Here is a 24,951-nt window from a genome sequence, read left to right on the forward strand (position 1 = left end):
CCGATGACGACACCCGAGAACCCGGAAGCCGCCGAGTCCCCCGACGACGTGCTGCGCGAACTTGCGTCCTGGCACGAGGAGGTGCGCGCCCAGTTCCCGATCCTGCGGGCCGAACCCGGCCTGGCCTACCTCGACAGCGCCGCCACCTCGCAGAAGCCGCAGGCGGTCCTGGACGCGGTCCAGGGCTACTTGACGACGTCGAACGCCAACTCCGGCCGCGGGTCGTACCCGTGGGCGAACCGCACCACCGCGCTGGTGGCTCAGGCCCGCCGGCAGGTCGCCCAGTCGCTCGGCGACCCCGACCCGGACCGTTCGCAGGTCGTGCTGACCAGCGGCGCGACCGAGGCGCTGCGCCTGGTGGCCCGGGACTGGCTGGCCGCCCAACTCGCCGACGGCGACGAGGTGATCGTGCCCTTCGCCGACCACCAGGCGAACATCTCCCCCTGGCAGGAGGTGCGGGACCTGCTCGCCCGGCAGGGCGTACGCGTGGTGCTGCGGCCGATGCCGTACCAGCGCGGGTCGGGCGACTACGACCACGTGGCCTTGGCCGAACAGGTCGGTGCCCGCACCCGGTTCGTCGCGGCCACCCATGTGCACCACGTCTACGGCAACGACATGAACGTCCACCGGGTCCGCGCCGCCGTCGGCCCGCACGTCCCGATCTGCCTCGACGCGTCGCAGAGCGTCGGCCACCAGCCGATCCGGCTGGACGCCCTGGACGTCGACTTCGTGGCGTTCTCCGGCCACAAGGCGCTGGCGCTGCCCGGCACCGGCGCGCTGTGGGCACGGCAGGCGCGCGGCCCCGAGCTGCGCCCGGGCGGGTGGTCCGGCACCCCGAACACGGTGGGCGCGGTGTCGCTGTCCGCGGCGCTGGACTGGCTGCGGGACACCGACACCGGGCGAGTCCACCGCTGGACCCGCGCCCTGACCGCGCGGCTGACCGACGCGCTGAGCCGGCTCGGCTCATACCAGGTGCTGGGCTGCCGGACCAGCCTGGCCGCCGGCTCCACCGTCCAGCGCCGCCAGAGCCTGGTCAGCTTCCGGCACCGGGCGATCCCCTCCGGCGACCTGGGGTTCATCCTGTTCGACCGCGGGCTGATGGTGCGCAGCGACCAGCACTGCCAGGGCGCGTCCGGCGAGAAGACCGGGTCGGTCCGGGTCAGCACGCACGCCTACACCGCGGTCGAGGAGATCGACCGGCTGGTGGAGGCGCTGCGCGCGTTGGACTGAAGGGGCGCGCACCGGACCGGAGAGCGACCATCGGGCGGAACCGCCGCCGACGCGCCGCACTCCCATTGGAATGAAAACTGTTTTCAACTATAGGCTGGCAGGGAGACGGGGACACGGAACGGCGGCAGACGGCTCAGGCGGGCGGCGAGGGCGATGGACACGGTGCGGGCACGGGAGTACGCGGAGCGCTGGGAGGCCCAGCAGCAGCGCTACGCCATCGCGCGCGAGGAGCGCGCCGGCGTCATCGCCGACGTGGTCGAGCACGTCACGGCCGGGCGGGAGCGCCCGCTCGTGGTCGATCTGGGCTGCGGGCCGGGCACCTTGACCGCCCGGCTCGCGGCCCGGCTGCCCGGCGTGGACTTCGTCGGCGTGGACCGCGACCCGGTCGTCCTGGGCCTGGCCCGGCAGTGCCATGGCGCGGCGGTCCGCTTCGTGGAGGCGGCGATCGGAGCGGAGCGGTGGACCGCCGACCTGGGCCTGGACCGGCCGGTCGACGCCGTGGTCTCCACCACCACGCTGCACTGCCTGCCGGAGCCGTTGCTGCGCCGCGCCTACCGGCAGCTCGGCGCGCTCCTGCGGCCGGGCGGGGCGCTGGTCAACGGCGACCACTTCGCCCCCGAGCCCACCGGGCCGCGCGAGATCAGCGCCCGCGTCGGGCGGCTGCGGGCCGAGCGGCAGCGGGCGTTCGACCACGAGGACTGGGACCAGTGGTGGCGCGCGGTCTCGGACGACCCGGCGTTCAGCGAGCTCGTCGCCGAGCGGCACCGCCGCGCCGGGTCGGTGCCCAGCACCAAGGACAGCGACCTGCCCCTCTCCCACCATGTGCGGCTGCTGCGGGCGGCGGGGTTCGGCCAGGCCGGCTCCGTCTGGCAGTTCGGCAGCAGCCACGTGCTGGTGGCGGTGCGCTGACCCGCGCCTCACCCGTACGGGCACCGGGCCGTCGTCCCTACGGCGCGGCAGGCCCTCTCCGTCGGCGCGGCACGCCCGCGACCTCGATACATGCAGAGATTGCCATATGTTAATGTCGCTATAGAGGCGTGAGCGCGCCTCCGTCGCACCACGACGCACCTTGATGGGAGTGGCAGCATGACCACCTCGACCGAGCACCGGCCGCACACCGACCACCAACACGTCCACGGCGCCGAGTGCGGGCATGTCGCGGTGCCGCACGGCGACCACACGGACTACGTGCACGACGGCCACCTGCACCGCACCCATGACGACCACGCCGACGAGTGCACGATCGCGCGGCACAGCGAGCACCAGGGCCACGCCCATGAGCACGGCCCCGGCTGCGGACATGTCGCGGTCCCGCACGAGGGCCACACGGACTACGTACACGACGGGCACCGGCACGCGGCCCACGAGGGCCACTGGGACGACCACTGAGCCCGCAGCCCCCCGCACCACCGGCTCCCTGTGGCCGGTTTCCCGATCCACCGCCCCCAGGCCCTATATGAGACCGATTCTCATATGTTAGGTTCTGCATATGACGGCTCCCGCGCATCCGGACGACCGGACCCTCGCCCTGCGAGCGGCCAGCGAGCTGCTGCGCGCACTGGCGTCCCCGGTACGGATGGGCATCGTGCGCGAGCTGTCCACCGGCGGCAAGCGGGTCCATGAGCTCGTCGCGGCACTCGGGGTCAACCAGCCCCTGGTCTCGCAGCACCTCAGGGTGCTGCGCACCTCGCGCATCGTGACGACCCACCGCGAGGCCCGCGAGGTCGAGTACACCCTCGTCGACGAACACGTCGCGCACATCGTGCTCGACGCGATCCGGCATGTCGAGGAGTGACCGCCCGGCCGCACCGCAGGCCGCCGCCGAGCACAGCGCACGCACCGCACCACCGACGGAGGGAAGATCCGTGAGCACCGCCGGGCAGTCCGTCCGCAGCCGTTCCACCCGGCAGCGCACCGCGGTGTCCGCCGCTCTGGACGAGGTCGACGAGTTCCGCAGCGCGCAGGACCTGCACAACATCCTGAAGCTGCGCGGGGAGTCGGTGGGGCTGACCACCGTCTACCGCACGCTCCAGTCGCTCGCCGAGGCGGGCGAGGTCGACGTCCTGCGCACCGGCGACGGCGAGTCCGTCTACCGACGCTGTTCGGAGGGCGGCCACCACCACCATCTGGTCTGCCGCTCCTGCGGCAAGGCGGTCGAGGTGGAGGGCCCGGCGGTGGAGCGGTGGGCCGAATCGACCGCCTCGGCGCACGGGTTCGTGGACATCGTGCACACCATGGAGATCTTCGGCACGTGCGCCGCGTGTGCGGCCGAGGGCCCGAAGGGGATCGCACCGCAGGGGCGCTGACGAGCAGGAGCGGCCGAGGCCGGCGCGCGTCCCGTCACGACGGGGCGGCGCCGGCCTCGCGCATGCCGGCACCCGGAGTGCATTTGGAAATGAAAACGCTTTTCCTTAAGCTGGTGGCCGTCCGACTCGCCCACCCACGGAAAGGCAGCCCCATGTCGGCCCACTGCCAGCTGACCGGCCGCAAACCCGGCTTCGGCAACACCGTCTCGCACTCCCACCGACGCACCGCGCGCCGCTTCGACCCCAACATCCAGACCAAGCGCTACTGGCTGCCCGGCGAGAACCGCCATGTGCGGCTGACGCTGAGCGCCAAGGGCATCAAGACCGTCGACCGCATCGGCATCGAGAAGGCCGTCCGGCTCGTCCGCGCACGCGGCCACCAGGTCTGAGGGGACACCAGCGCCATGGCCAAGAAGAGCAAGATCGCCAAGAACGACAAGCGCCGTGCCGTCGTGGCCCGTTACGCCGAGCGCCGCGCCGAACTGAGGCGCGTCATCGCCTCGCCCGCCACCTCCGCCGACGACCGCGCGGCCGCCCAGCGCGAGCTGCGCCGCCAGCCCCGCGACGCCAGCGCCACCCGCGTCCGCAACCGCGACGCGGTCGACGGCCGCCCCCGCGGCTACCTGCGCGCCTTCGGCCTGTCCCGCGTGGCCCTGCGCGCCCACGCGCACGCCGGCCACCTCCCCGGGGTCCGCAAGGCCAGCTGGTAGCAGCCGGCCCTCCGACCGCGCGCCGCCCGGCGCGGCACCCGGCCGCGGGTCAGTCGGTCCGCCGCCGCGACGGGCGGAACTCGGCCCAGGTCTTGACGGTCTCGGAAACCCGGACCGCCACCAGCTCGGGCAGGCGCGCGGTCCACCCGCCGAAGATCCACATGGCGAGGTTCTCGGCGGAGGACGGGAGTTCGCCGAGCACGTCGTTGAGGTGGCGGTGGTCGAGCGTGTCGTCCAGCCACTTCTTGAACCCGTCCAGGTCGCGGTAGTCGCGGACGAAACCGCTGTCCGTCAGCTGGTCGGTGCGCGCGGACAGCTCCAGGACCACCACGTAGTTGTGGCCGTGCATCCGCGCGCACTGGTGCCAGCCGGGCAGCCCCGTCAGCACATGGCTGGCCGAGAAGTGGAACTCCTTGGTGATGGTGAGGACAGCGCTGTCCATGTCCCACGCGGGCAGTTGCCCCGCCCGCGCGCGAGCCTCCTCCGCAGGCCCCGGGTTCCCCGTCATGCCGCGCCCCCGCCCTCGCCGAGGATCACCCGGTTCAACCGCTCCGCGCCGAACGACTCGCGCATCGCCGGATCGGTGATCAGCGCCCGTTTGCGCGCGACCTCTTCGCGGGCTCGATCCAGCAGGCCGTCCGCCTGTGCGGCCCGGCCGCCGCGCCGCATGGCGACGCCGGCGTGGTAGAGGACCTCCTCCGTGCGCAGGGCGGGCATGGGCCCGACCTCGTCCAGGATGCGCAGTGCTTCCTCGGCTTCGGCCACCGCCGCCACGGTGTCCCCCTTTCGCAGGAAGGTCCGGCTGCGCAGCGAGTGCGCCGCGATCGTGCTCCTGATCATCCCACTGTGCGCCGTCTCACGGATCGTGTCGACGGCAAGCCGGTCGGCCTGCTCCAGGAGTTCCGCCCGCTGCCGCGCGACGCGCAGCAGCACGTCCGCGTAGAGGTTCCGGACGATCGGCACCAGGTTCGCCAGCCAGGTCCGCTCGGTCTCGGCCCACGCGTCGGCGGCGAGCGCGAGGGTCTCCTCCGCGCGCTGCGGATCGTGGGAGTACAGCTGGGCGAGCAGCGCCGTGTTGTAGGCGTGCCAGCCGCTGTCACCGCCGCGCCGGACCTCGAAGTCGAGTGCCTCGCGCAGGACGTCGGCGGCCGGCTGCTCCTGCCCGAGGCCGGTGAGGACCTGGGCGAGGTAGTTCAGGGCGATCGGCAGCTCCGCCTTGAGGGTCTCGCCCCGCAGCCGGTCGACGCAGCGCCGCAGCCGGGTCACCGCCTCGGTCAGCCGGCCGCTGTCGAAGAGCGAGATGCCCAACTGCATCTCGGCGAGGTTGCGCGCGTGCTGGAGCACCGGATCGCCGCTGCCGCCCAGCCGGGGGTCGGCGGCGTACATCCGCTCCGCTTCCTCCAACTGTGCGAGGCCCTCCTCGAGCCGCCGCTTGGAGACCTGGCGCCCGTACTCCACCCGGGCGACGAACAGCGCCACCGGGTCGCCATGCTCCTCCGCGAGCTCCACCGCGCGGCGCAGCTTCTCCAACCCCGGGACCAGCCCCCGCGTCGCCAGTTGGGTCTTCCCGCGCATCAGGGTGGTACGGATCATGAGGTCGCGGTCGCCGCACCGGGCGGCCGCTTCCTCCGCCTCCGCGGCGAGGCCGTCGATGTCCGGCACTGCGGCGTCCCGGTGCTGGCCGCGCCAGCGCACTTCCGACAGCGAGAGCAGCAGTTCGACGGCCAGCACGAGGCGGCGGTCGCGCCCCGGCACCGTCGGCGGCAACTCCCGGGCCGTACGGATGGCCTCCTCGCAGTGCTGTTCGGCCTCGGAGAACGACAGGCCGTCCACCGCCGCGTCCCGGGCCAGCCCGTAGTAGGCGTCCGAACAGGCGGCCAGGCACTGGCTGCCGCCCCGCTTGAGGTGGCGGGCGATCTCCAGCCGCCGCCCCAGCAGCGGCTCCCCCTGGGCCTGCGCCGCGAGTGCCGCGGCGATGCGCTCATGGCGGGACCTGCGCTGCTCGGGGGTCTGCCGCTGGTAGACCACGCTCCACAACGCCTGGTAGGTGAAGGCGTAGCAGTCGCTGACGTCCGCGCGCGCCCAGGCCGGCAGGGGGTGCTGCACCAGCAGTTCGGTGTTCTCCCTGATCTTCCGCAACTGCTCCATCACCCGGTCGTGCGACTGCTCCAGGACGGACGCCGCGGTCCGGGACAGGAAGACGCTGCCCTCGGTGGCGCCGACGGTCAGCAGTTCCTGGTCGGCTTCGGTGAGGTGGGCGAGCCGGGCCTCGACGACCCGGGTCAGGGTGCTGGGGATCGTGACCTCCGCGCCCTGCTCCTCCTTCCACGCGTCCAGGCACAGCTTGACGAACACCGAGTGCCCCGCGGTCACCTGGCTCAGCCGGGTGGACAGCTCCGGCGGCGCCGTCGGGTGGACGCTCACCACCAGTTCGCGGACGGCCTCCGCCGGCAGGCCCGGCAGCACCCGGCGGTCCACCAGCCCGTCCAGCTGCCAGCGGTAGAGCAGTTCCTCGACAGCGGCACCCGAACCGGAGGCCGGGCCGCTGCCCGTGGTGTGGCTGAGCAGCAGGCCGAACCCGGCCGGCCGGGCCCGGCGCAGCAGGTAGTCCAGGACCAGCAGACTGCTGTGGTCGATGTGCTCCATGTCGTCGACGATCACCACCGCCGGCCCGTCCTCGCCCATCAGCCGGACGAGCTCGTCCACGATCCGCATGGCGGCGCCCTGTTGGAAGGGCACCAGGCTGTCGAACGGGATGGACCCGGACGACACCGAGGCGCGGGTGAGGTCGCGGCCCACCGCGAAGGCCTCGCCGAGACCGGGCACCAGCATCGACAGCAGGGCCGGGCCGTAGTCGAGGACCTGCTGACCGGCCTGCTTGAGCGCCCGCTTCAGCCGCCGGCGCCCGCCCGCGGACTCCCGCGCGAACAGCGTGAGCAGTTCGGTCACCGGCCCGTAGGTCAGCCCGGGGCCGATGCCGGGGTGGCACCGCACCGAGTAGACCCGGTTCAGGCCGCCGGCCGTGAGCTGCTGCTGGTACTCCGCCAGGAGCGCCGACTTCCCGATGCCCGGCGGGCCGCCGACCAGCATGGCCCAGCCGGCCCGGTCCCGGCGCTGCCCGGTGGCGAGCGCGTGCAGCTCCGCCATCGTCTCCGTACGGTCGACGAACAAGCCCGGCGCCACCAAGTCCCTGCTCCCCCTTCTTCGGATGAAGTCCCCACATGCTGTCACGGGAAGCCACCCGAGGGACGGCTGTTGGCCGCAGTCGGTGCGTTGCAGTACGTTGCCGCGGTGCGCAGCGGTCCGGGCCGCCCCGGGAGCGCCCCGCGCCAGACCCCGCGGCACCCGGCGGCGCCCCGCCGCATCCCGCGGCACCCCGCGGACCCTCAGCGGGCGGCGGCGAGGTGGGCCGTGTAGAACGCGGCGAGCTTCTCGACGGCCGGGTCGACGTACTGCTTGCGGTCGTAGAGGTCCACGTGGCCGGCGCCCTCGATCCAGTGCAGTTCCTTCGGGCCGGTGGCGCGCTGGTGGACGTCGACGGCCATCCAGGAGGTGACCGCGCGGCTGCCGACGACCTGGAGCAGCGGGCGCGGGCCGATCAGGGGCACCGCCTGGAAGGCGTCGAAGGCGGCCATCTTGTCGATGCTCGGCCAGGCCAGGGTCCGCGCGGAGCGCTCGTGGCGGCCCCGGTCGGTGCAGTAGTAGTCGAAGCCCTCGGCCGCGTGCTCGCCACCGACGGCGGCGGCCTGCTCGGCGGTCTCGGGGAAGACCGGCAGGGCGCCCGGGTCCTCACCGCGGGCGGCGGCGGTACGGGCCTGGCCTGCGGCGTCCAGCATGCCCTGGAAGGCGGCCGGGTCCTGGGTGCCGTCGGCACCGAGCCGGAACTGCCGGGCGATGTCGACACCCGAGACGGTCGCGACCGCCTTGACGCGGTGGTCGCCCCCGGCCGCGGTGAGGGTGTAGCCGCCGGAGGCGCAGATGCCCAGCAGGCCGATGCGGTCGGGGTCGACCTCCTCACGGGTGGTGAGGAAGGACACGGCGGCCTTGAAGTCCTCCACCCGCTGGGCCGGGTCCTCCAGGCCGCGCGGCAGGCCCGCGGACTCGCCCTGGTAGGCGGCGTCGAAGGCGAGGGTGACGAAGCCGCGCTCGGCCATGCGCTGGGCGTACGTCCCGGCGGTCTGCTCCTTGACGCCCGCGCCGGGGTGGCCGACGACGAGTGCCGGACGCCGGCCCGCGACGGAGGACGTACCGGAGGCGGCGGAAGCGGCTCCGGAGGCGGTGTCGGAGGCGGCGCCGGGTGCGGTGTCGGGGGTGAAGAGGTGGGCGGCGATGCGGATGCCGGCGCTGTCGAAGCTGACGTTGGTCCTGGCCATGGTGCTCTCCTCGCAGGGGTGACGCTGACGGTGCTGACGCGTGCCCTGGAGGCGGGGCGAGGGGCGGGGGCGGTGGGCCGGGGCCCGTGCCCCGCCGGGCACATCTCCACATTCGACCGGTCGGCGCGGGTGCGGGAGAGACAGGTTCCTGCCCGGGAAAGAACGTGCCCCCCTTCGGCGTTTGCCCCGGCCACCGTCGCGTGCGGAGACTGGGGACCATGACCTCGGACTCCGACTCCCGGGCGCTCGGCGCCTTCCTCAAGGCCCGCCGGGCGCAGCTGACCCCGCGGGAGTGCGGCCTGCCGGAGACCGACGCGGCCCGCCGGGTGGCCGGGCTGCGCCGCGAGGAGGTGGCCCAGCTCGCCGCCATCAGCGTCGACTACTACACGCGGCTGGAGCAGGGCCGGGTCCGGGCGTCCGTCCCGGTGCTCACCACCCTGGCCCGCGCGCTGCGCCTCGACGACGACCAGCAGCGGTACCTCTACGAGATCGCCGGCCGCACCGACGCCCGCCCGCGCCGCCGCCGCACCGCCCAGCGCCTGCGCCCGCCCATGCGGCGCCTGCTCGATCAGCTCACCGAGAGCCCCGCGCTGGTCCTCGGCAAGCGGCTCGACGTCCTGGCGTGGAACCCCGCGGCCGTGGCCCTCTACACGGACTTCGCGGACCTGCCGGCCCACCGCCGCAACTACCTGCGGCTGGTCTTCACCCACCCCGGGGTACGCGCCCTGCACCGGAACTGGGCCCATGACGCCCGCGAGGCCGTCGCCGCCCTGCGGATGGAGGCCGCCGCCGACCCCGACGACCCGGACCTCGCCCAGCTCGTCGGCGAACTGTCCCTCCAGGACCCGGACTTCCTCACCTGGTGGGCCGAACACCGCGTCAACAGCGCCAGTTACGGCACCAAGCACTACCACCACCCTCTCGTCGGCGACCTCACCCTCGACTGCGACACCTGGGCCAGCCCGGACGGCTCCGGCCAGCGGCTGATGATCCTCACCGCCGAACCGGACTCCCCCTCGCACGACGCCCTGCGCATCCTCACCTCCTGGACCGCCCAGCGGCCGGCGGCCGACCGCTCGGATGACCCGAAGGCATGACGCGATGAGGACCCGGAGCAGCCCGCAGCCGTAGCCGCGGCGACCCCGGCGCCCGCCACGACCTCGCCCCGGCGCCCGGGCCGCCTCACCCGGCCGGGCGGCCACCGGCCCGCTCCCACTGCGCGTCGTCCCACTCGACGTACTCGATCTGGGCCCCGCCCGGCAGCCGGGCCGTCAGATTCCTCCCGGTGGGGACCTCCTGCGGGCCCCGTATGACCCGCGCCCCCACCTGATCGAGCAGCGCCAGGCACGCGTCGAGGTCGTCCACGATCAGTGTCGCCGACGTCTCCCGGTAGGGGGCCAGGGTCTGCTCCTCCCCCGCCACCACCAGCACCCGGCCGACAGCGGCCAGCTCCAGCCCGTTCGGCAGCGCGAACCGGCCGGTGACCGGCTCCCCGGTCATCTCGCCGAGCGGCACCGCCACCGCGTCCAGGTCGCTGCCATACACCCGCGCATACGTACGAAAGATCCTCATGCCGGTATCAAGCCCCGGCGCCCCACCGCTGTTCCCACCCCCCGCGATGTTCACCCTCCCGAGCGAACGGGCCACAGGTCACGGCCACGGCAGCCGCCCGCCCCGGCCCGTACCGCCGTCCGAACAGGGCCCTCCTGGGCTCTCCGCACAGCAAGGTGAGCAGCCGTCAGCCGAGGCCGAGGACGTGCTCAGCGCGCCTGCGCCGCCAGCGACCGCAGGTCCTCGAAGGCCCGCAGCAGGTGCCGGTCGAGCCCCTGCGCGGAGCCGCCCGCTGCGGGGCCGCCCGCAGCCGAACCGCCCTCGGCCAGGTCGCCCGGGGCGGAGTCGTCGATCCACGCCTGGGCGGCGTGGTGGAAGGCGGCCCAGCCGGTCCGCGCGGCCAGGTCGGCCTTCCGGTCGGGGACGCCGCGCCCGCGCAGCGCCTCGGCAAGGGCTTCGGACACCGCCGCGCCCTTGGCCAGGTCGCGTTCGCGCAGCGCCGGGGTCTCGGCGATGAGCGCGAGCCGCGGCTCGGCGAACGGCCGGTTGTCCTCCAGTATCCGCGCGGCCTTGCGGAAGGCCCGCAGCAGTACGGCGAGCGGCGGCAGGTCCGCGGGGGCGGCGGCGACCTCGCGGGTGAGCGCGGCCCGCAGGTCGGCCTCGCCGTCGAAGAGGACCTCCCGCTTGTCGGGGAAGTGCCGGAAGAAGGTCCGCTCGTTCACCCCCGCGCGCGCGGCGATCTCGGCGGTGGTGGTCCGGTCGAACCCGCGCTCCCGGTACAGCTCCAGGGCCGCCTGCTGGAGGCGGCGGCGCGCTTCTGCTCCGCTACGTGGCACCTCTCGAACGTACCCCATGTGCCAGTCACTGGCACTACTTGACGCCAGCGACTGGCGCTACTTAGAGTCAGTGACTGGCGCTACGGGCCGGAGCTCCCCTTCCGCCCGGCCGTCGCACCGCGGCGGACCCACCCGTCCCCCCCCACCCCGACCTACCGAAAGGCGCCCCATGCGCATCTTCGTCACCGGCGGCACCGGCCAGACCGGTCCCGCCGTCGTCGCCGAACTCGTCGCAGCCGGCCACGACGTCACCGGCCTGGCCCGCTCGGACGCGGGCGCGGCCACCCTGGAAGCGCTGGGCGCGGCGGTGCACCGCGGCTCGCTCGACGACCACGACAGCCTGCGCCGGGGCGCGGAGGCCGCCGACGGCGTGCTGCACATGGCCTACGGGGGCGACTTCTCCGACCTGGACGACATGAAGCGGCGCGACCGGACGGCGATCGAGGCGCTCGGCGGGCCGCTGGAGCACACCGGCAAGCCGCTCGTCGTCACCTCGGGCACGCTCGTCATGCCCGAGGGCCGCGAGACCACCGAACGGGACGCCCCCGACGCCTCCGGGATCGCCGCCTTCCGCATCGCGGGCGAGCGGGCCTGCCTGGACTTCGCCGACCGCGGGGTCCGCGCGAGCGTGGTCCGCCTGGCACCCACCGTCCACGGGCCGCGCGACCACGGCTTCGTCCCCATGCTCATCGCCACCGCCCGCGCGACCGGCTGCTCCGCGTACGTCGGCGACGGCGCCAACCGCTGGCCCGCCGTCCACCGCCGCGACGCGGCCGTCCTCTTCCGGCTGGCCCTGGAGGGCGCCCCCGCGGGCAGCGTGCTGCACGGCGTGGCCGAGACCGGGGTGCCCCTGCGGCACATCGCGCAGGCCATCGCCGACGAACTGGCCGTCCCCACCCGCTCCCTCACCCCGGACCAGGCCTCAGGCCACTACGCCTCCCCGTTCATGGCACGCCTCTACGCCCACGACTCCCCCGTATCCAGCGCCCGCACCCAGGAGTTGCTGCGCTGGACCCCCACCCACCCGACCCTCCTCGACGACCTCGCCCACGGCGACTACTTCACCCCGGCGGGCCAGGCCGTCTGACGCATCCCACCCGGCCGCCGGGCCTAGCATGCGAGGCATGCCCATCAGACTCGAGAACGTCGGCATCGCCGTCCGGGACCTCGAAGCCGCGATCGCCTTCTTCACCGACCTCGGCCTCACCGTCCTCGGCCGGGACACGGTCAGCGGCGAGTGGACCGACACCGCGGTCGGCCTCGACGGCAACCACGCCAGGATCGCCATGCTCCAGACGCCCGACGGCCACGGCCGACTCGAACTCTTCGAGTACCTCCACCCCGAGGCGATCGAGACGCAGCCCACGCGCCCGAACGAGATCGGCATGCACCGCGTCGCCTTCTCCGTCGACAACCTCGACGAGGCCCTCGCGACCGCGGCGCGACACGGCTGCCACCCCCTGCGCGGTGTGGCCACCTACGAGGACATCTACAAACTCACCTACGTCCGCGGCCCCAGCGGCATCATCGTGATGCTCGCCGAAGCCCTGCAAAAGCCCTGACCGGACCCTGAGCGAGCACCGCCGAGCCGCGGCAGCCGGCGAAAACAGAAAAGCCCCTGCTCAACAGGGGTTCGTGTGCCCGGGGGAATCGACACCGTAGACCAACCGCAGTGCCGGGCGCGGCGAAGCTCTGCGGATCTCCGACAGCTCCGAGGTCCGTGCGCCGCAATGAACGGTCCCACCGGCGAGGCCCGGCCGCGGGAGGAGCGACAGGTCCGGGAGACGTCGGCTGCCAGGCCGTGGCTTGCCGCACGCCATCGCGCTCCTGGAGGCGGGAGTCTGTAAAAAAACGAACATTCGCCTTGTGATGAGGCCGAGAACGGGCTACGGTTCAAAAAGAAAGCGATTGATCGTTCGTTTTGAGAGAGGGGAGTCCCATGCGACTGCCACTGGTGCCCCCGGCGGAGCTGACCGCCGGGCAGCGCCCCCTCTACGAGGCATTCGAGACGATGACCCGGGACGCCGAGTACCAGGGCTTCGAGGTGCGAGACCCCCAGGGTGCGTTCGTCGGCCCGTGGGGCGTCATGCTCCACTTCCCTGAACTCGCCGTGCCGCTGGGCCGGTTCATCGACCTCGCGCAGAAGTTGCCCGGGCTCGGTGAGAGAGCCCGGCAGGTCGTGATCCTGACGGTCGGGGCCCGCTTCAATGTCGCGTACGAGCTGTACGCGCACGCTCCGCTGGCGGCACGCGCCGGACTGCGCGCGGACCAGATCGCGGCCCTCAGTGCCGGGGCGCGCCCCGCCGACCTGAGCGAGGAAGAACTGCTGGCCGCTGACGTGGCCGGAGCGCTGGTCCGCGCCGGCGCGGTTCCCGGGCCGCTGTACGACGCCGCCGTCGCCAAGCTCGGCCGTCCGGGCTTCGACGCCGTGGTGTTCATCACCGTCCACTACGTGGCATTGGGCGTCCTGCTCAACGCCTACGACGTGCCCGCCGGCCGTCCCGTGGCCGGCGCTCCCGAAGGAGGGAAAGCATGACGAGTGCCAAGGAACTGCTGGCCCGGCTCGAGGACCCCACCGACTTCGGCACCTTCGGCCGCTTCGTGGAGACGCCGGTCGACGAGATGCCGGCGGCCATGCGCGAGGCGTACGACGTGACAACGAGGATGCGCGGGCTGGTACCCGGCCCGCACAAGATATGGCTGGCCAACCCGGCACTGTCGATGACGATCGTGCCCACCGGAGCGTACTTCCAGACGAAGTCGAGCCTGTCGAAGGCCGAAATCGAGATCGTCACCAACGTCATCAACGGGCGCTGGGGCGCGGCGTACAGCAACTTCGAGCACGAGAAGATCGGCGTGATCTTCGGCGAACTCGACGCGTCACAGGTCGAGTCCCTGATCACCGGCCGGCCCACCGCGTTCGACGACCCGCGCCGGCAGGTGGTCTACGAGCTGTCCTCGGCGCTGGCGGCGGCGCGCGTGGTGCCCAAGAGCCTGTTCCGCCGTGCGCAGGAACTGCTCGGCGACCCGGGCATCGTCGACGTCACTGTCCTGATGGGCTGGTTCACCGCGGTCTGCCTGACGCTGATGGCCTACGACGTGCCGTCCGGTGCTGTCGGGCTCGAGCAGTAGCAGCAACTCCAGCGCCACGACACCCGGCCCAACCCCACGACACCGCACGACAAACGAGGAATCAAAGGAAACCGCCATGGCCATCGCGCCTCTTCCCGACGTCACCCTGACCCCGGTGGCCCACTTCCCGCAGGGCCACTTCCTGGAAAACCTGGTCGTCCGCGCCGACGGCTCGCTGCTGATCACCGCCGTGGTGCAGCAGGAGCTGTGGTACGTCCCCGGCCCCGCCCCTCGCACCCTGGTCGACCCGGTGCTCGTGCACACCTTCGACCACCCGGTCACCGGCATCGTCGAGGTCGAACCGGACGTCTTCGTCGTCAGTCTCACCGAGGGCTACACCACGCACGAATCCCACCTGGCCCGGCTCGACTTCAACGGCTGGGCACCGGGCACTCCGGTCGTTCCGGAGATCATCTTCACGTTCGACGAGAGGGTCCGCGCCCTCAACGGCAGCTGTGCGCTCGGCCCCGGGGTGCTCGCGGTCGCCGACTGCTTCGCCGGACTGGTCTGGCGCGTCGACCTGGCCGACGGGGCCCACCACGCCACCGCCCGGGTATGGCTCGCACACGACACGATGGCCTGGGACCCCGACGGCGAGGTCGCCCCGCCGCCGCAGCCGGGCATCAACGGCGTGCGGTACGGCGCGAAGACCGGCTACCTGTACTACACCTCCACCGCCCAGAAGGTGTTCATGCGTGTGCCGGTCGACCCGACCACGCTCGACCCGTCCGGCGCCCCCGAATTCGTCGCCGCCATCGACAACGCCGACGACTTCTGCGTCGACGAGGACGCCGGCTTCGCGTACGTCACCCGGCACCGGGCCAACACCCTCGACCGCGTCCCGCTCGCACCGACCCACGGCAGCGAGGTGCGCCACCTCGCCGGCGACCCCTTCGACCCGGTGATCGCCGGGCCGTCCAGCGCCTACTGGGGCGGCGAGCCCGGCGACCACGGCCGTGTCCTGTATGTCACGACCGACGGCGGCCGTACCGCCCCACCCGAAGGCATCGTGCGCAACGCCGCCCTCCTGCGCGTCGAACTCGATCCGCCCGTCCGATGATCACGTACCTGCGCACCATGACCTGATCGACTCCACCTGACCGCGGAGCGGATTGCCACGCATTCCGGATGGGCACACTCCCGCCTCCTTCCAGGAGAACGAATGATCGCTTTTCATGTATATTCGGCGCCATGCCCAAAGTGAGCCAGCAGCACCTCGACGCACGTCGCGCGGAGATCCTCGCCGCGGCCAGGCGCTGCTTCCTGCGCGAAGGTTTCCACGCGACGTCCATGCAGGACCTGCTGGTCGAGGCGGGGCTGTCGGCGGGGGCGGTGTACCGGTACTTCGCCAGCAAGCAGGACATGATCGCCGCGATCGCCGAGGAGAACCTGCGCGAGGTCGTGGCCGAGGTCGACAAGGTGGTGAACCGCGAACCGGCGGTCGGCATCGGAGAGCTGCTCGCCGACCTCTTCCGGGTGATCGAGGCCAAGCACGAGGAGAACGGCTTCGCCGCCATGGCACTCCTGGTGTGGTCCGAGTCCCTGCGCGACCCGAGGCTCGCCGAGCGGATCAGGGCCACGCTCACCCAGGTGACCGCCGAACTCGCCCGGATCGTGCGGGCGAGTCAGGAAACCGGAGACCTTCCGCCGGATGTTGCGGCAGAGCCCCTCACCCAGGTGATCGTGGCCACGGTACCCGGCTACATCCTCCAGTTGGCGTCACTCGGCTCCGGGCGAGTGTCGGGACTTCCGGACGCGGTTCGCGCCGTGTGGCCGGACAGGAGCGCCTCTGCGAGGTGAGTGCGACAGAGTGCCGGTGGGGCCTTGCGGCCCGCGGGGCGTCGGCGGCCGGGGCTGCGAGGCCCAACTGCGGGGTATCCGCGCCTCGGCCGGAACTCAGCCGACACCCGTAGGCATAGTGAAAGTGTCCGAGGGGGGACTTGAACCCCCACGCCCGATAAAGGGCACTAGCACCTCAAGCTAGCGCGTCTGCCATTCCGCCACCCGGACCGGTGGAGCCGCCGGGACCGGTGGGTCTCGGTGACGACTCCACGATACCAAGGATTCGGGGTGCTCCTCACCTGGGATTCCGGTGGGCGCAGAGGGTGCGGCGCCCGGCCGCGGGGGCCGCGGGGAGGGACGGTGCGGGGCGGGTCACGCCTCCGCGGAGCCGTCCTGGCGGGCGGCGATCGCCCGGTGGTGGCGGACGACCTCGTCGATGATGAAGTTGAGGAACTTCTCGGCGAAGGCCGGGTCGAGGCGGGCGTCGGCCGCCAGTCGCCGCAGTCGGGCGATCTGGTCGGCCTCGCGTGCGGGGTCGGCGGCCGGCAGGTCGTGCGCGGCCTTCAACTCCCCCACTTCCTGCGTGCACTTGAAGCGCTCGGCGAGCAGGTGGACGAGGGCCGCGTCGAGGTTGTCGATGCTGCCGCGCAGGGTGCGCAGCTTCGCCAGGGCCTGTTCGTTTCCGCCCAGGGTGTGTTCTGCGGCCGGCGTCGGCTGGTCTGTCATGCGGTCTGCCATCCTGGGAAGTCCGTGGTGGTCCGATTTCTGCCTGGCACACCCTATGGCAAGGTGCGCGGGCGGGGCGGCCCGACGGGACAACCGCGACAACCGGCCGACGGCGGGCAGCACCGGCCGGAACCGACGAGACCACCAGGACGGGTACGGCATGGGACGCGTCACCGAGCGGCGGCGGATACTGCGGATCAGGGACGGCGCGGCCGGGCACCGCGCGGACACGCTGGTGGCCGAGGAGCCGCTGGAGATCCGGCTGAACGGCCGCCCGCTGGCGATCACCATGCGCACCCCGGGCGACGACTTCGCGCTCGCGGTCGGCTTCCTGGTCAGCGAAGGGGTGCTGGCCCGGGCGGAGGACGTGGCCAGCGTGGTGTACTGCGCGGGCGCCACCGCCGACGGCGGCAACACGTACAACGTGGTGGACGTGGCCCTCGCCCCCGGCGTGCCGCTCCCGGACATCGCCCTGGAGCGGAACGTGTACACCTCGTCCTCCTGCGGCCTGTGCGGCAAGGCGAGCCTGGACGCGGTGCGCACCGCGAGCCGTATGCCGCCGCTCGATCCGGGACTGCCGCGCCTGACACCCGAGTTGCTGAGCGCGCTGCCGGAGCGGCTGCGGGCGGCGCAGAGCGTGTTCGACCGTACGGGGGGCCTGCACGCGGCGGCGCTGTTCGACGGCGACGGGGAGCTGCTGGACGTACGCGAGGACGTCGGGCGGCACAACGCGGTGGACAAGCTGGTCGGACGGGCGCTGCGGGAGGGGCTGCTGCCGCTGGCCGGGCGGGTGCTGATGGTGTCGGGGCGGGCCTCGTTCGAGCTGGTGCAGAAGGCGGTGATGGCCGGTATCCCGGTGCTGGCGGCGGTCTCCGCGCCGTCCTCGCTCGCGGTGGACCTGGCCGCGGAGTCGGGGCTGACCCTGGTCGGCTTCCTGCGCGGCAGTTCGATGAACGTCTACGCCGGCGAGGAGCGCTTCGCCCCGGCGGCCGAGCCCGCGCCCGCCGCGCCCGTACGGGACTGATGCCCGCCGGAGCGCTGCGGGTACGCGGCCGGTCGGTACGGGGCCGCCCGGGTCAGCGCCCCACCGACCCGTCGTACAGCTCCCGCAGGATGTCCGCGTGGCCGGCGTGCCGGCCGGTCTCCTCGACCATGTGCACCAGCACCCACCGCATCGACGGCGCGGGCGTCTCCCGCAGCGAGCGCGCCCCCGGCCACGCCAGGTCCGTGCAGCCCCGCACCACCGCGTCGGCCCGGCGCGCCGCCTCCCGGTACGCCGCCGCGGCCGCCTCGACGGTGTCGCCGTCGGGGGCGGCCAGTTCGTCGTCCCACGGCTCGGCGCCGCCCTCGCCGGCGTACGCCCACACGAACCAGTTCAGCTCGACGGCGGCCAGGTGCCGCAGCATGCCGGTCAGGCTGGTGCCCGACGGCACCGCGGGTGTCCGCGCCACGTCGTCGGGGACGCCCTCGGCCTTGCGGATCAACGACTCGCGCAGGTAGCCCAGGAAGGTCAGCAGGGTGGTCCGCTCGTCGGTCTCGGCCTCCGGCGGACGCAGGTCACCGCCCCAGCCGCTGCCGTCACCGCCGCCCCCGTCACCGCTCCCGTCGCCTCCCCGGTCAGCCCTGTCCGCCGCCGCCCGCTGCGGCGACACCCCCGGTTTGGAACCGTTCGTCCGCCGGGCCGTCCCCCACGCCTTCTCCTGAGTCACCGGGCAACCGTAGCCCGGCCTCCTCCTGCCCCGCCTCGTCCTGCCCGGCCTCCGCATCGCGCGCCCACCGCTTCGCGATCACCGCGCAGACCATCAGCTGCATCTGGTGGAAGAGCATCAGCGGCAGCACCGCCAGGCCCGCGCCCGAGCCGAACAGCACCGTGGCCATGGGCAGCCCGGAGGCCAGGCTCTTCTTGGACCCGGCGAACACCACGGTGATCCGGTCCGCCCGGCCGAACCCGAGCGCGCGGGCGCCGTAGGAGGTGGCCGTCAGCATCAGTGCGAGCAGCGCGGCCTCGGCGGCCAGGAGTTCCAGCAGCCGCGGCACCGCCACCTGGTGCCAGATGCCCTCCGCCATGCCCTCGCTGAAGGCGGTGTAGACCACGAGCAGGATCGAGCCGCGGTCGACGTAGCCGAGCGCCTTGCGGTGGCGGGCGAGCAGCGGCGCGGTCCAGCGGCGCAGCAGCTGTCCGGCGAGGAAGGGCGCGAGGAGTTGGAGCGCGATACCGGTCACGGCGTGCCCGCTGACGCCCGCGTCGCCCCCGATCAGCAGCGCGGCCAGCAGCGGGGTGAGCACGATCCCGGCGAGGCTGGAGAAGGAGCCGGCGCAGATCGCGGCGGCCACGTTGCCGCGGGCGATCGAGGTGAAGGCGATCGAGGACTGGATGGTGGAGGGCAGCACGCACAGGAAGAGGAAGCCGGGGTAGAGCTCGGGCGCGAGGACGTGGGGCACCAGGCCGCGCGCGGCCAGCCCGAGCAGCGGGAAGACGGCGAAGGTGGCGGCGAGCACCGCCAGGTGCAGCCGCCAGTGCCGCAGTCCGGCCATCGCCTCGCCGGTGGACAGCCGGCTGCCGTAGAGGAAGAACAGCAGGCCCACGGCGGCGTCGGAGGCGCCGCTCGCGACATGCGCCCCGCTGCCGGTGGCGGGCAGCAGCGCGGCGAGCAGCACGGTGGCCAGCAGCGCGGCGACGTACGGGTCGACGGGCAGGCGCCGCAGGAGCACGGCAGCGGGGTTCTTGCGGCGGGACGGGCTCCCGGTGGGGCTGGGCACGCCTCCACCCTGCCCGCCACCAGCGACATCGGCAAGCCAACTCACCGCACTGACTGTCATCACGTATCGCGATGACCGCCGCTAGGATGGGTGGCGTGTTCGAACCGGTGCAGCTACGCACGTTCCTGGCCGTCGCCCAGACCCTGAGCTTCACGCAGGCCGCCAGGCGCCTGGAGCTGCGGCAGTCCACGGTCAGCCAGCATGTGCGGCGGCTGGAGGAGGCCGCGGGCTGCCGGCTGTTCCTGCGGGACACCCACGGCGTGGAGCTGACCGAGGACGGCGAGGCCATGCTCGGCTTCACCCGCACGATCCTGGCCGCCAACGAGCGGGCGGCCGGCTTCTTCGCGGGCACCCGGCTGCGCGGGCGGCTGCGGTTCGGCGTCTCCGAGGACTTCGTGCTCACCCGGCTGCCGGAGATCCTGGCCGCCTTCCGGCAGGAACACCCCGAGGTGGACCTGGAGTTGACCGTCGAGCTGTCGGGCATCCTGCACCGGATGCTGGACGCGGGGCAGTTGGACCTGTGCCTGGCCAAGCGGTCGGGGCCGGACGGCCCGGGGCAACTGGTCTACCAGGACACGCTGGTGTGGATCGGCAGCGAGCGGCTGCGGCTGGACCCGCGGCGTCCGGTGCCGCTGATCGTCTTCCCCGCTCCCGGGATCACCCGGGCCCGCGCGCTGGAGGTGCTGGAGCGGCAGGGCCGGACCTGGCGGGTGGTCTGCACCAGCGCGTCGCTCAGCGGCCTGGTCGCGGCCGCCCGCGCGGGGTTGGGCGTGATGGCGCACGCCCGCTCGCTCGTACCGGCCGGGCTGGTGCGGCTGCCGCCGCGCGCCGCGGGGCTGCCGGAACTGGGCGGCGTGGACTTCGTCCTGCTGCACGGCGCGCCCCGCGGCGCGGCGCAGGAGGCGGCCGCCGCGCTGTCGCGGGCGCTCCTCGCCGCCGGGGACACCCTGCACCGGCCGCTGGAGGCGTGAGCGCGGCAGCCGGGGGCACGGGAGGGGCGGGCACCCGCCAGTGACGCGAAAGCGCTGACCAGGGCGCACGTCCGCGCAATCGGGGTGGAGTGGGCGTGCTCGACCAGGGCAGGTTTGGTGGAGATCCGTGTTCCGCGCCGCCCACGGGTCGGTCCCGACGACCGGGCGCCTACCCTGCTACGACCGGTAACCAGTGGTGGGAACGCATGGATGAGTGACCGAGCGGGTACTGTCCGGCCCCTCCCGCGGGTGACAGGGATCAGGTAGCTTACGGGCTCGCAGAAGGGCCCCATAGGAGAACCACAGTTGCGTCAGTTCACTGTCCCCCCACTGGTCACGACGCCGCAGGCGGGAGGGCTGGCCGATGCCGTCTACGGCAACGGCCGGGACCACCCCGGCCAGGTGGTGCTCGGGCGTGCGGACGGGCAGGGCGGCTGGCGCGACGTGACGGCCGCGGAGTTCCGCGACGAGGTGCTGGCGGTGGCCAAGGGCCTGCTCGCCGAGGGCATCCGGTTCGGCGACCGCGTCGCGATCATGTCCAGGACCCGCTACGAGTGGACGCTCTTCGACTTCGCGCTGTGGTCGATCGGCGCGCAGCCGGTCCCGGTGTACCCGACCTCCTCCTCCGAGCAGGTGCGGTGGATGCTGCACGACTCGGAGGCGGTCGCCGCGGTCGTGGAGCACGGCGACCACGCGATGACGATCGGCGCGGCCGTCGACGAACTGCCCCGGCTGACCCGGCTGTGGCAGCTGGACGCCGACTGCGTCGCGGAACTGAGCGCGGCCGGGAGCCATCTGGCCGACGACGTGGTGGAGCGGCACCGGCTCGCGGTGACGCCGGACGCGGTCGCCACGATCATCTACACCTCGGGCACGGTCGGCCGCCCCAAGGGCTGTGTGATCACGCACGCCAACTTCATGGCCGAGACCGACAACGTGGTGGCCCGCTGGGAGCCGGTGTTCCGCAGCCGGCCGGGCGAGGAGCCGTCCACGCTGCTGTTCCTGCCGCTGGCGCACGTCTTCGGGCGGATGGTGGAGGTGGGCTGCATCCGCGCCCGGGTGAAGCTCGGCCACCAGCCGAGCATGTCCGCCGCCGACCTGCTGCCGGATCTGGCCGCCTTCCGGCCGACGTTCGTGCTGGCGGTGCCGTACGTCTTCGAGAAGGTCTTCCAGGGTGCGCGCCGCAGCGCCGAGGCGAGCGGGCGGCTCGGGCCGTTCGAGAAGGCCGTCGACATCGCGGTGCGGTACGCCGAGGCGCAGGAGGCCAGGGCGTTCGGCACCGGACCGGGTCCGAGCGCGGGCCTGCGCATGCAGCACCAGCTCTACGACAAGCTGGTCTACAGCAAGGTCCGCGGCGCGCTGGGCGGCCGGGTGCGGCACGGCATCTCGGGCGGTTCGGCGATGGAGCGGCGGCTCGGCCTGTTCTTCGCGGGCGCCGGGGTGACCATCTACGAGGGCTACGGCCTGACCGAGACCACCGCCGCGGCCACCGCGAACCCCCCGGAGCAGACCCGGTTCGGCACGGTGGGGCTGCCGGTGCCGGGCACCACCGTGCTGATCGCCGAGGACGGCGAGATCTGGCTCGGCGGCGGGCAGGTCTTCGCCGGCTACCTCAACGACGAGAAGACCACCGCCGAGGTGCTGCGGGACGGCTGGCTGGCCACCGGCGACATCGGCTCCCTCGACGAGGACGGCTATCTGACCATCACCGGGCGGAAGAAGGAGGTCCTGGTCACCAGCGGCGGCAAGACGGTCTCGCCGACCCCGCTGGAGGACCGGGTGCGCGCCCACCCGCTGGTCGGCCAGTGCGTGGCGGTCGGCAACAACCGCCCCTACGTCGCCGCGCTGGTGACGCTCGACCCCGACGCGGTCAGGCACTGGCTCCAGATGCGCGGCAAGCCGCAGCTGCCGATCACCCAGCTGCTGCACGACCCCGAGCTGGAGACGGAGATCCGGCGGGCCGTGGTCGCCGCCAACACCCTTGTCTCCCAGGCCGAGTCGATCCGCACCTTCCGCATCCTGGGCGCGCAGTTCTCCGAGGAGCGCGGCACCCTGACGCCGTCGATGAAGCTGAAGCGGCGCGTGATCGAGACGGTGTACGCGGCGGAGATCGACGCGCTGTACCGGGCCTGAGGGACGCGGCGGCAGCCGTCGACCAGCCTGCCGCGCACGGTGGTCGGCGGTCGGGCGGTATACGGTCGGCGCGGCGGTCAGGCACCCGGTGCGCGCTGCGGCCCGGGCAGCCCGGCCTGCTCGTGGAGTTGCCGGGTCGCCGCGCCGAACTCGGCCTGCCAGGTGGCCGTCTCGCGTTCGACCTGCCCGCGCACGGCTGCCGCGAGCCGTCCGATCAGGGCCAACTGCCGCTCCACCTCGGCGGGTTCGAGCGGCACGTCGGGCGGGTTTTGGCCGGCGGGCCCGGCCCGCAGCACGTCGGCGGCCCACTCCAACTGGACCGCGCTCAGTTCGAAGCGCAGCGTGTGCGCGGCCTCGATGTCCCGCATCCAGGCCGCGGACAGCCCGAAGAAGTGGTCGAAGCCCTTGCAGCCGGCCGCGGCCGCGAGCAGGACGTATCCCCAGCCCTGGCCGGCCGAGCCGGTGGCGGCGGCGCCCAGCGGCAGCGCGGTCCCGGCGACCGCGAGGAGGATCGCCAGCCCCTGGAGCAGCCGTGACGCGGTGCGCTTGGCCCGCTTGTCCCGCAGATACCAGTCGATGGCGTCCTCGGCGCCGCGCTCGGCCCATCCGCGCAGGTCGGCGAGGGCCTGCCGCTGGGCGGCCGGGGTGCCGGCGGCCACCGCCGGGAAGGGCCGCCGCGCCAGGTCCGGGCGACCCCGCCCGCGCGCCCGCGCCGCCGCTCCGCCGGCCGTACCCGTATCCGTATCCGTATCCCGGTCCCCGTCCCTGTCCGCCACGGCGCCTGTTTCCCCCTTCCGCCGCACCCCCGTGCGGACCCGGCCGTGAGGGTACGGCACACCCGCCTGTTGCACAGCACCCGCAGGTGTAACCGGACCGCAAGACGCGGGGTGGAGCGCCGTTCATCCGGCGCCCGTACATTCGTCGTCATGCTGGACTACGACGTGGAGGCGGCGTGCTACGACGCCGCCCGCGGGGGTGTTCCGCGCGCGGGCTCCGCGGCGCGGGCGGTGCTCGCCCTGGTCCCGGAACGGGCCCGCACCCTGCTGGACGTGGGCTGCGGCACCGGACTGGTGACCGAGCGGCTGCTGCGGCCGGGACTTCGGGTGCTCGGCGTGGACCTTTCGTCGGGGATGACCCGGCTGGCGTCCGAACGGCTGTGCGGCGGGTTGGTGTTGGCGGACTGCCGCAGGCTGCCGTTCGCCGACGGGAGCCTGGACGCGGTGAGCGCGGTGTGGCTGCTGCACCTGCTGCCGGACGCGGCCGCGGTGGTCGCGGAGTGCGCGCGGGTGCTGCGGCCGGGCGGGATGTTCGTGGCCTCGGTGGACCATGACGCCGGGTACGACATGGGCAGCGACGTCAGCGAACTCCTCGCGCCCTTCCGGCCCGCGCGCGCCCATGACGCGACGCTGCGGGTGCTGACGGTGGGCGCCGAGCACGGCCTGCGCCGGGCTGGCGAGGCCCGCTTCACCGGGCACGGCCAGGGGATGTCGCCGGCGTGGGCGGCCGGGAAGGTGGCGCGCGGCGACTTCGCGCCGGCCGGCGCCCTGGACGCGGAGCAGTCCGGGGCGCTGGCCCGGCGCCTGTCGCTGCTGCCGGACCCCGACGTGCCGCGCGCCGATCCGGTCTACCGGCTGCTGGCGCTGCGCAAGGAGGCGTGAGCCGGCCGGCCCGGCGGCAGCCGCCGGCGGCTGACGTTCACTGCTCGGTGTGACGGGCCTCGACGTACGCGGCCAACGTGGCGACCACCCACTGCTCGACCGCCTCGTGGGTGATCCCGAGCGTGGTCAACGCCTGGGCGGCGGGCTGCTGTTCGTCGCTGAGCACGCCGAGCAGGATGTGCTCGGTGCCGATGTAGTTGTGGCCGAGCCGCAGTGCCTCGCGCAGCACCAGTTGCAGGACGCGCTTGGTCGCCGCGCTCACCGGGACGTGGCCCATGATCGGCTGTTCCTCGGTCCCCGGGGTGGCGACCGCGGCGCGGACGTCCGCCACGGTGGTGCCGAGCGCGACGAGCGCGCGCACCGCGAGGGTGTCGGCCTGGTCGAGCAGCCCGAGCACCAGGTGCTCGGGTTCGACCAGGGAGTGCCGGGCCTCGCGCGCCTCCTGCTCGGCCGACGCCACCGACGTGCGGGCGCGGGGGGTGAAGCGGGAGAAGGCCGCCTCGCCGTCCATGAGCCCGAGGTCCTCCGGGGCCTTGGGCACGAACCGCTTCTGCGCGGCCTGCTTGCTGACCCCCATGTGCCGGCCGATGTCGGTCCACGACGCGCCGGCCCGCCGGGCCTGGTCCACGAAGTGTCCGATCAGGTGGTCCGCGACGTCGCCGAGGTGTCCGGCGACACCCACGGCGTGCTCCAGGTTCTGGAGCGGGTCGTCGCCGGGGTTCTGCTGCTTCACGTAGTCGATGAGGTCGTCGAGTCGTACGGTCTGCTGCTGTTCCGTCATGC

The 24,951-nt window shown here is 73.3% G+C and carries 28 protein-coding genes and 1 tRNA gene; 18 read left to right on the forward strand and 11 right to left on the reverse strand.

From position 1 onward, the window contains the following. Positions 1–3: 3 nt before the first annotated feature. From AC3EVP_RS31190 to rpsN, 7 genes are all read left to right on the forward strand, one after another. A complete protein-coding gene (locus AC3EVP_RS31190; RefSeq protein ID WP_435135725.1) occupies positions 4–1,230 on the forward strand; it encodes an aminotransferase class V-fold PLP-dependent enzyme in 1,227 nt (408 codons plus the stop codon). 153 nt (positions 1,231–1,383) lie between these two features. Further along, a complete protein-coding gene (locus AC3EVP_RS31195; protein WP_435135727.1) occupies positions 1,384–2,139 on the forward strand; it encodes a class I SAM-dependent methyltransferase in 756 nt (251 codons plus the stop codon). Positions 2,140–2,316: 177 nt separating this feature from the next. Further along, positions 2,317–2,619 (forward strand): hypothetical protein, encoded by a 303-nt coding sequence (locus tag AC3EVP_RS31200; RefSeq protein WP_435135729.1) that lies wholly within the window; start codon positions 2,317–2,319, stop codon positions 2,617–2,619. A 100-nt stretch (positions 2,620–2,719) separates the two neighbouring features. Further along, positions 2,720–3,025, forward strand: coding sequence for an ArsR/SmtB family transcription factor (locus tag AC3EVP_RS31205; RefSeq protein WP_335978651.1), 306 nt, complete (start codon positions 2,720–2,722; stop codon positions 3,023–3,025). A 70-nt stretch (positions 3,026–3,095) separates the two neighbouring features. Beyond that, positions 3,096–3,536 (forward strand): Fur family transcriptional regulator, encoded by a 441-nt coding sequence (locus AC3EVP_RS31210; RefSeq protein ID WP_335978653.1) that lies wholly within the window; start codon positions 3,096–3,098, stop codon positions 3,534–3,536. A 152-nt stretch (positions 3,537–3,688) separates the two neighbouring features. After that, positions 3,689–3,925, forward strand: coding sequence for a 50S ribosomal protein L28 (gene rpmB / locus AC3EVP_RS31215; RefSeq protein WP_335978655.1), 237 nt, complete (start codon positions 3,689–3,691; stop codon positions 3,923–3,925). Positions 3,926–3,940: 15 nt separating this feature from the next. Then, a complete protein-coding gene (rpsN, locus tag AC3EVP_RS31220) occupies positions 3,941–4,246 on the forward strand; it encodes a 30S ribosomal protein S14 (protein ID WP_335978657.1) in 306 nt (101 codons plus the stop codon). 49 nt (positions 4,247–4,295) lie between these two features. On the opposite strand, the gene AC3EVP_RS31225 is transcribed toward rpsN, so the two are convergent. From AC3EVP_RS31225 to AC3EVP_RS31235, 3 genes are all read right to left on the reverse strand, one after another. Further along, positions 4,296–4,688 carry a 6-pyruvoyl trahydropterin synthase family protein gene (locus tag AC3EVP_RS31225; RefSeq protein ID WP_335978832.1) on the reverse strand — a complete coding sequence of 131 codons (393 nt, stop codon included), beginning with the start codon at positions 4,686–4,688 and terminating at the stop codon, positions 4,296–4,298. A 62-nt stretch (positions 4,689–4,750) separates the two neighbouring features. Next, positions 4,751–7,429, reverse strand: coding sequence for an AAA family ATPase (locus AC3EVP_RS31230; RefSeq protein ID WP_435135733.1), 2,679 nt, complete (start codon positions 7,427–7,429; stop codon positions 4,751–4,753). 203 nt (positions 7,430–7,632) lie between these two features. Beyond that, complete coding sequence (locus AC3EVP_RS31235; protein WP_435135735.1) at positions 7,633–8,619, reverse strand: alpha/beta hydrolase; 987 nt, start codon at positions 8,617–8,619, stop codon at positions 7,633–7,635. A 218-nt stretch (positions 8,620–8,837) separates the two neighbouring features. Here AC3EVP_RS31235 and AC3EVP_RS31240 point away from each other — a divergent pair, with 218 nt between their 5' ends. Then, positions 8,838–9,716, forward strand: a complete 879-nt coding sequence (locus AC3EVP_RS31240; protein ID WP_435135737.1) for a helix-turn-helix domain-containing protein — start codon at positions 8,838–8,840, stop codon at positions 9,714–9,716. 85 nt (positions 9,717–9,801) lie between these two features. On the opposite strand, the gene AC3EVP_RS31245 is transcribed toward AC3EVP_RS31240, so the two are convergent. Together AC3EVP_RS31245 and AC3EVP_RS31250 are read right to left on the reverse strand one after the other, a co-directional pair. Further along, entirely contained in the window at positions 9,802–10,191 is a 390-nt protein-coding gene (locus AC3EVP_RS31245) for a VOC family protein (RefSeq protein ID WP_335978663.1), read from the reverse strand. Between the two features lie 188 nt (positions 10,192–10,379). Next, on the reverse strand, positions 10,380–11,006 hold the full coding sequence (locus tag AC3EVP_RS31250) for a TetR family transcriptional regulator (RefSeq protein WP_435135739.1): 627 nt from the start codon (positions 11,004–11,006) through the stop codon (positions 10,380–10,382). 169 nt (positions 11,007–11,175) lie between these two features. Here AC3EVP_RS31250 and AC3EVP_RS31255 point away from each other — a divergent pair, with 169 nt between their 5' ends. The 6 genes from AC3EVP_RS31255 to AC3EVP_RS31280 all read left to right on the forward strand — a co-directional run bounded on the left by AC3EVP_RS31255 (position 11,176) and on the right by AC3EVP_RS31280 (position 15,938). Then, on the forward strand, positions 11,176–12,093 hold the full coding sequence (locus tag AC3EVP_RS31255) for an SDR family oxidoreductase (RefSeq protein ID WP_435135741.1): 918 nt from the start codon (positions 11,176–11,178) through the stop codon (positions 12,091–12,093). 37 nt (positions 12,094–12,130) lie between these two features. After that, entirely contained in the window at positions 12,131–12,568 is a 438-nt protein-coding gene (locus AC3EVP_RS31260) for a VOC family protein (RefSeq protein WP_435135743.1), read from the forward strand. Between the two features lie 377 nt (positions 12,569–12,945). Further along, a complete protein-coding gene (locus AC3EVP_RS31265; RefSeq protein WP_435135745.1) occupies positions 12,946–13,542 on the forward strand; it encodes a carboxymuconolactone decarboxylase family protein in 597 nt (198 codons plus the stop codon). Beyond that, a complete protein-coding gene (locus AC3EVP_RS31270) occupies positions 13,539–14,138 on the forward strand; it encodes a carboxymuconolactone decarboxylase family protein (protein WP_435135747.1) in 600 nt (199 codons plus the stop codon). Before AC3EVP_RS31265 ends, AC3EVP_RS31270 begins: the two co-directional genes overlap by 4 nt. Positions 14,139–14,214: 76 nt before the next feature. Then, positions 14,215–15,198 carry an SMP-30/gluconolactonase/LRE family protein gene (locus AC3EVP_RS31275; protein WP_435135749.1) on the forward strand — a complete coding sequence of 328 codons (984 nt, stop codon included), beginning with the start codon at positions 14,215–14,217 and terminating at the stop codon, positions 15,196–15,198. A 131-nt stretch (positions 15,199–15,329) separates the two neighbouring features. After that, a complete protein-coding gene (locus tag AC3EVP_RS31280) occupies positions 15,330–15,938 on the forward strand; it encodes a TetR/AcrR family transcriptional regulator (RefSeq protein ID WP_435135751.1) in 609 nt (202 codons plus the stop codon). Positions 15,939–16,063: 125 nt separating this feature from the next. Here AC3EVP_RS31280 and AC3EVP_RS31285 read toward each other — a convergent pair. Further along, a tRNA-Leu gene (locus AC3EVP_RS31285) sits at positions 16,064–16,148 on the reverse strand. A 144-nt stretch (positions 16,149–16,292) separates the two neighbouring features. Continuing rightward, a complete protein-coding gene (locus AC3EVP_RS31290) occupies positions 16,293–16,646 on the reverse strand; it encodes a chorismate mutase (protein WP_335978670.1) in 354 nt (117 codons plus the stop codon). Between the two features lie 160 nt (positions 16,647–16,806). On the opposite strand from AC3EVP_RS31290, the gene fdhD reads away from it, so the two are divergent. Beyond that, positions 16,807–17,670 carry a formate dehydrogenase accessory sulfurtransferase FdhD gene (gene fdhD, locus AC3EVP_RS31295; RefSeq protein WP_435135754.1) on the forward strand — a complete coding sequence of 288 codons (864 nt, stop codon included), beginning with the start codon at positions 16,807–16,809 and terminating at the stop codon, positions 17,668–17,670. A gap of 52 nt (positions 17,671–17,722) precedes the next feature. Here fdhD and AC3EVP_RS31300 read toward each other — a convergent pair whose 3' ends face one another. Together AC3EVP_RS31300 and AC3EVP_RS31305 are read right to left on the reverse strand one after the other, a co-directional pair. Next, complete coding sequence (locus tag AC3EVP_RS31300; protein ID WP_435135756.1) at positions 17,723–18,298, reverse strand: DinB family protein; 576 nt, start codon at positions 18,296–18,298, stop codon at positions 17,723–17,725. Then, a complete protein-coding gene (locus tag AC3EVP_RS31305; protein ID WP_435135807.1) occupies positions 18,264–19,343 on the reverse strand; it encodes a bile acid:sodium symporter family protein in 1,080 nt (359 codons plus the stop codon). The genes AC3EVP_RS31300 and AC3EVP_RS31305 overlap by 35 nt, the downstream gene beginning before the upstream one ends. A 158-nt stretch (positions 19,344–19,501) precedes the next feature. Between AC3EVP_RS31305 and AC3EVP_RS31310 the strand changes: the two genes are divergently transcribed. Beyond that, positions 19,502–20,377 (forward strand): LysR substrate-binding domain-containing protein, encoded by an 876-nt coding sequence (locus tag AC3EVP_RS31310; RefSeq protein WP_435135758.1) that lies wholly within the window; start codon positions 19,502–19,504, stop codon positions 20,375–20,377. Between the two features lie 306 nt (positions 20,378–20,683). Next, positions 20,684–22,510 (forward strand): AMP-dependent synthetase/ligase, encoded by a 1,827-nt coding sequence (locus AC3EVP_RS31315; protein ID WP_335978674.1) that lies wholly within the window; start codon positions 20,684–20,686, stop codon positions 22,508–22,510. A 77-nt stretch (positions 22,511–22,587) separates the two neighbouring features. Here AC3EVP_RS31315 and AC3EVP_RS31320 read toward each other — a convergent pair whose 3' ends face one another. After that, positions 22,588–23,313 carry an SLATT domain-containing protein gene (locus tag AC3EVP_RS31320; protein WP_435135809.1) on the reverse strand — a complete coding sequence of 242 codons (726 nt, stop codon included), beginning with the start codon at positions 23,311–23,313 and terminating at the stop codon, positions 22,588–22,590. Between the two features lie 123 nt (positions 23,314–23,436). Between AC3EVP_RS31320 and AC3EVP_RS31325 the strand changes: the two genes are divergently transcribed. Further along, a complete protein-coding gene (locus tag AC3EVP_RS31325) occupies positions 23,437–24,168 on the forward strand; it encodes a class I SAM-dependent methyltransferase (RefSeq protein WP_335978678.1) in 732 nt (243 codons plus the stop codon). 37 nt (positions 24,169–24,205) lie between these two features. On the opposite strand, the gene AC3EVP_RS31330 is transcribed toward AC3EVP_RS31325, so the two are convergent. Next, a complete protein-coding gene (locus tag AC3EVP_RS31330; protein ID WP_435135761.1) occupies positions 24,206–24,949 on the reverse strand; it encodes a Clp protease N-terminal domain-containing protein in 744 nt (247 codons plus the stop codon). Positions 24,950–24,951: the final 2 nt, after the last annotated feature.

This window comes from Actinacidiphila sp. bgisy144 (assembly GCF_057708105.1).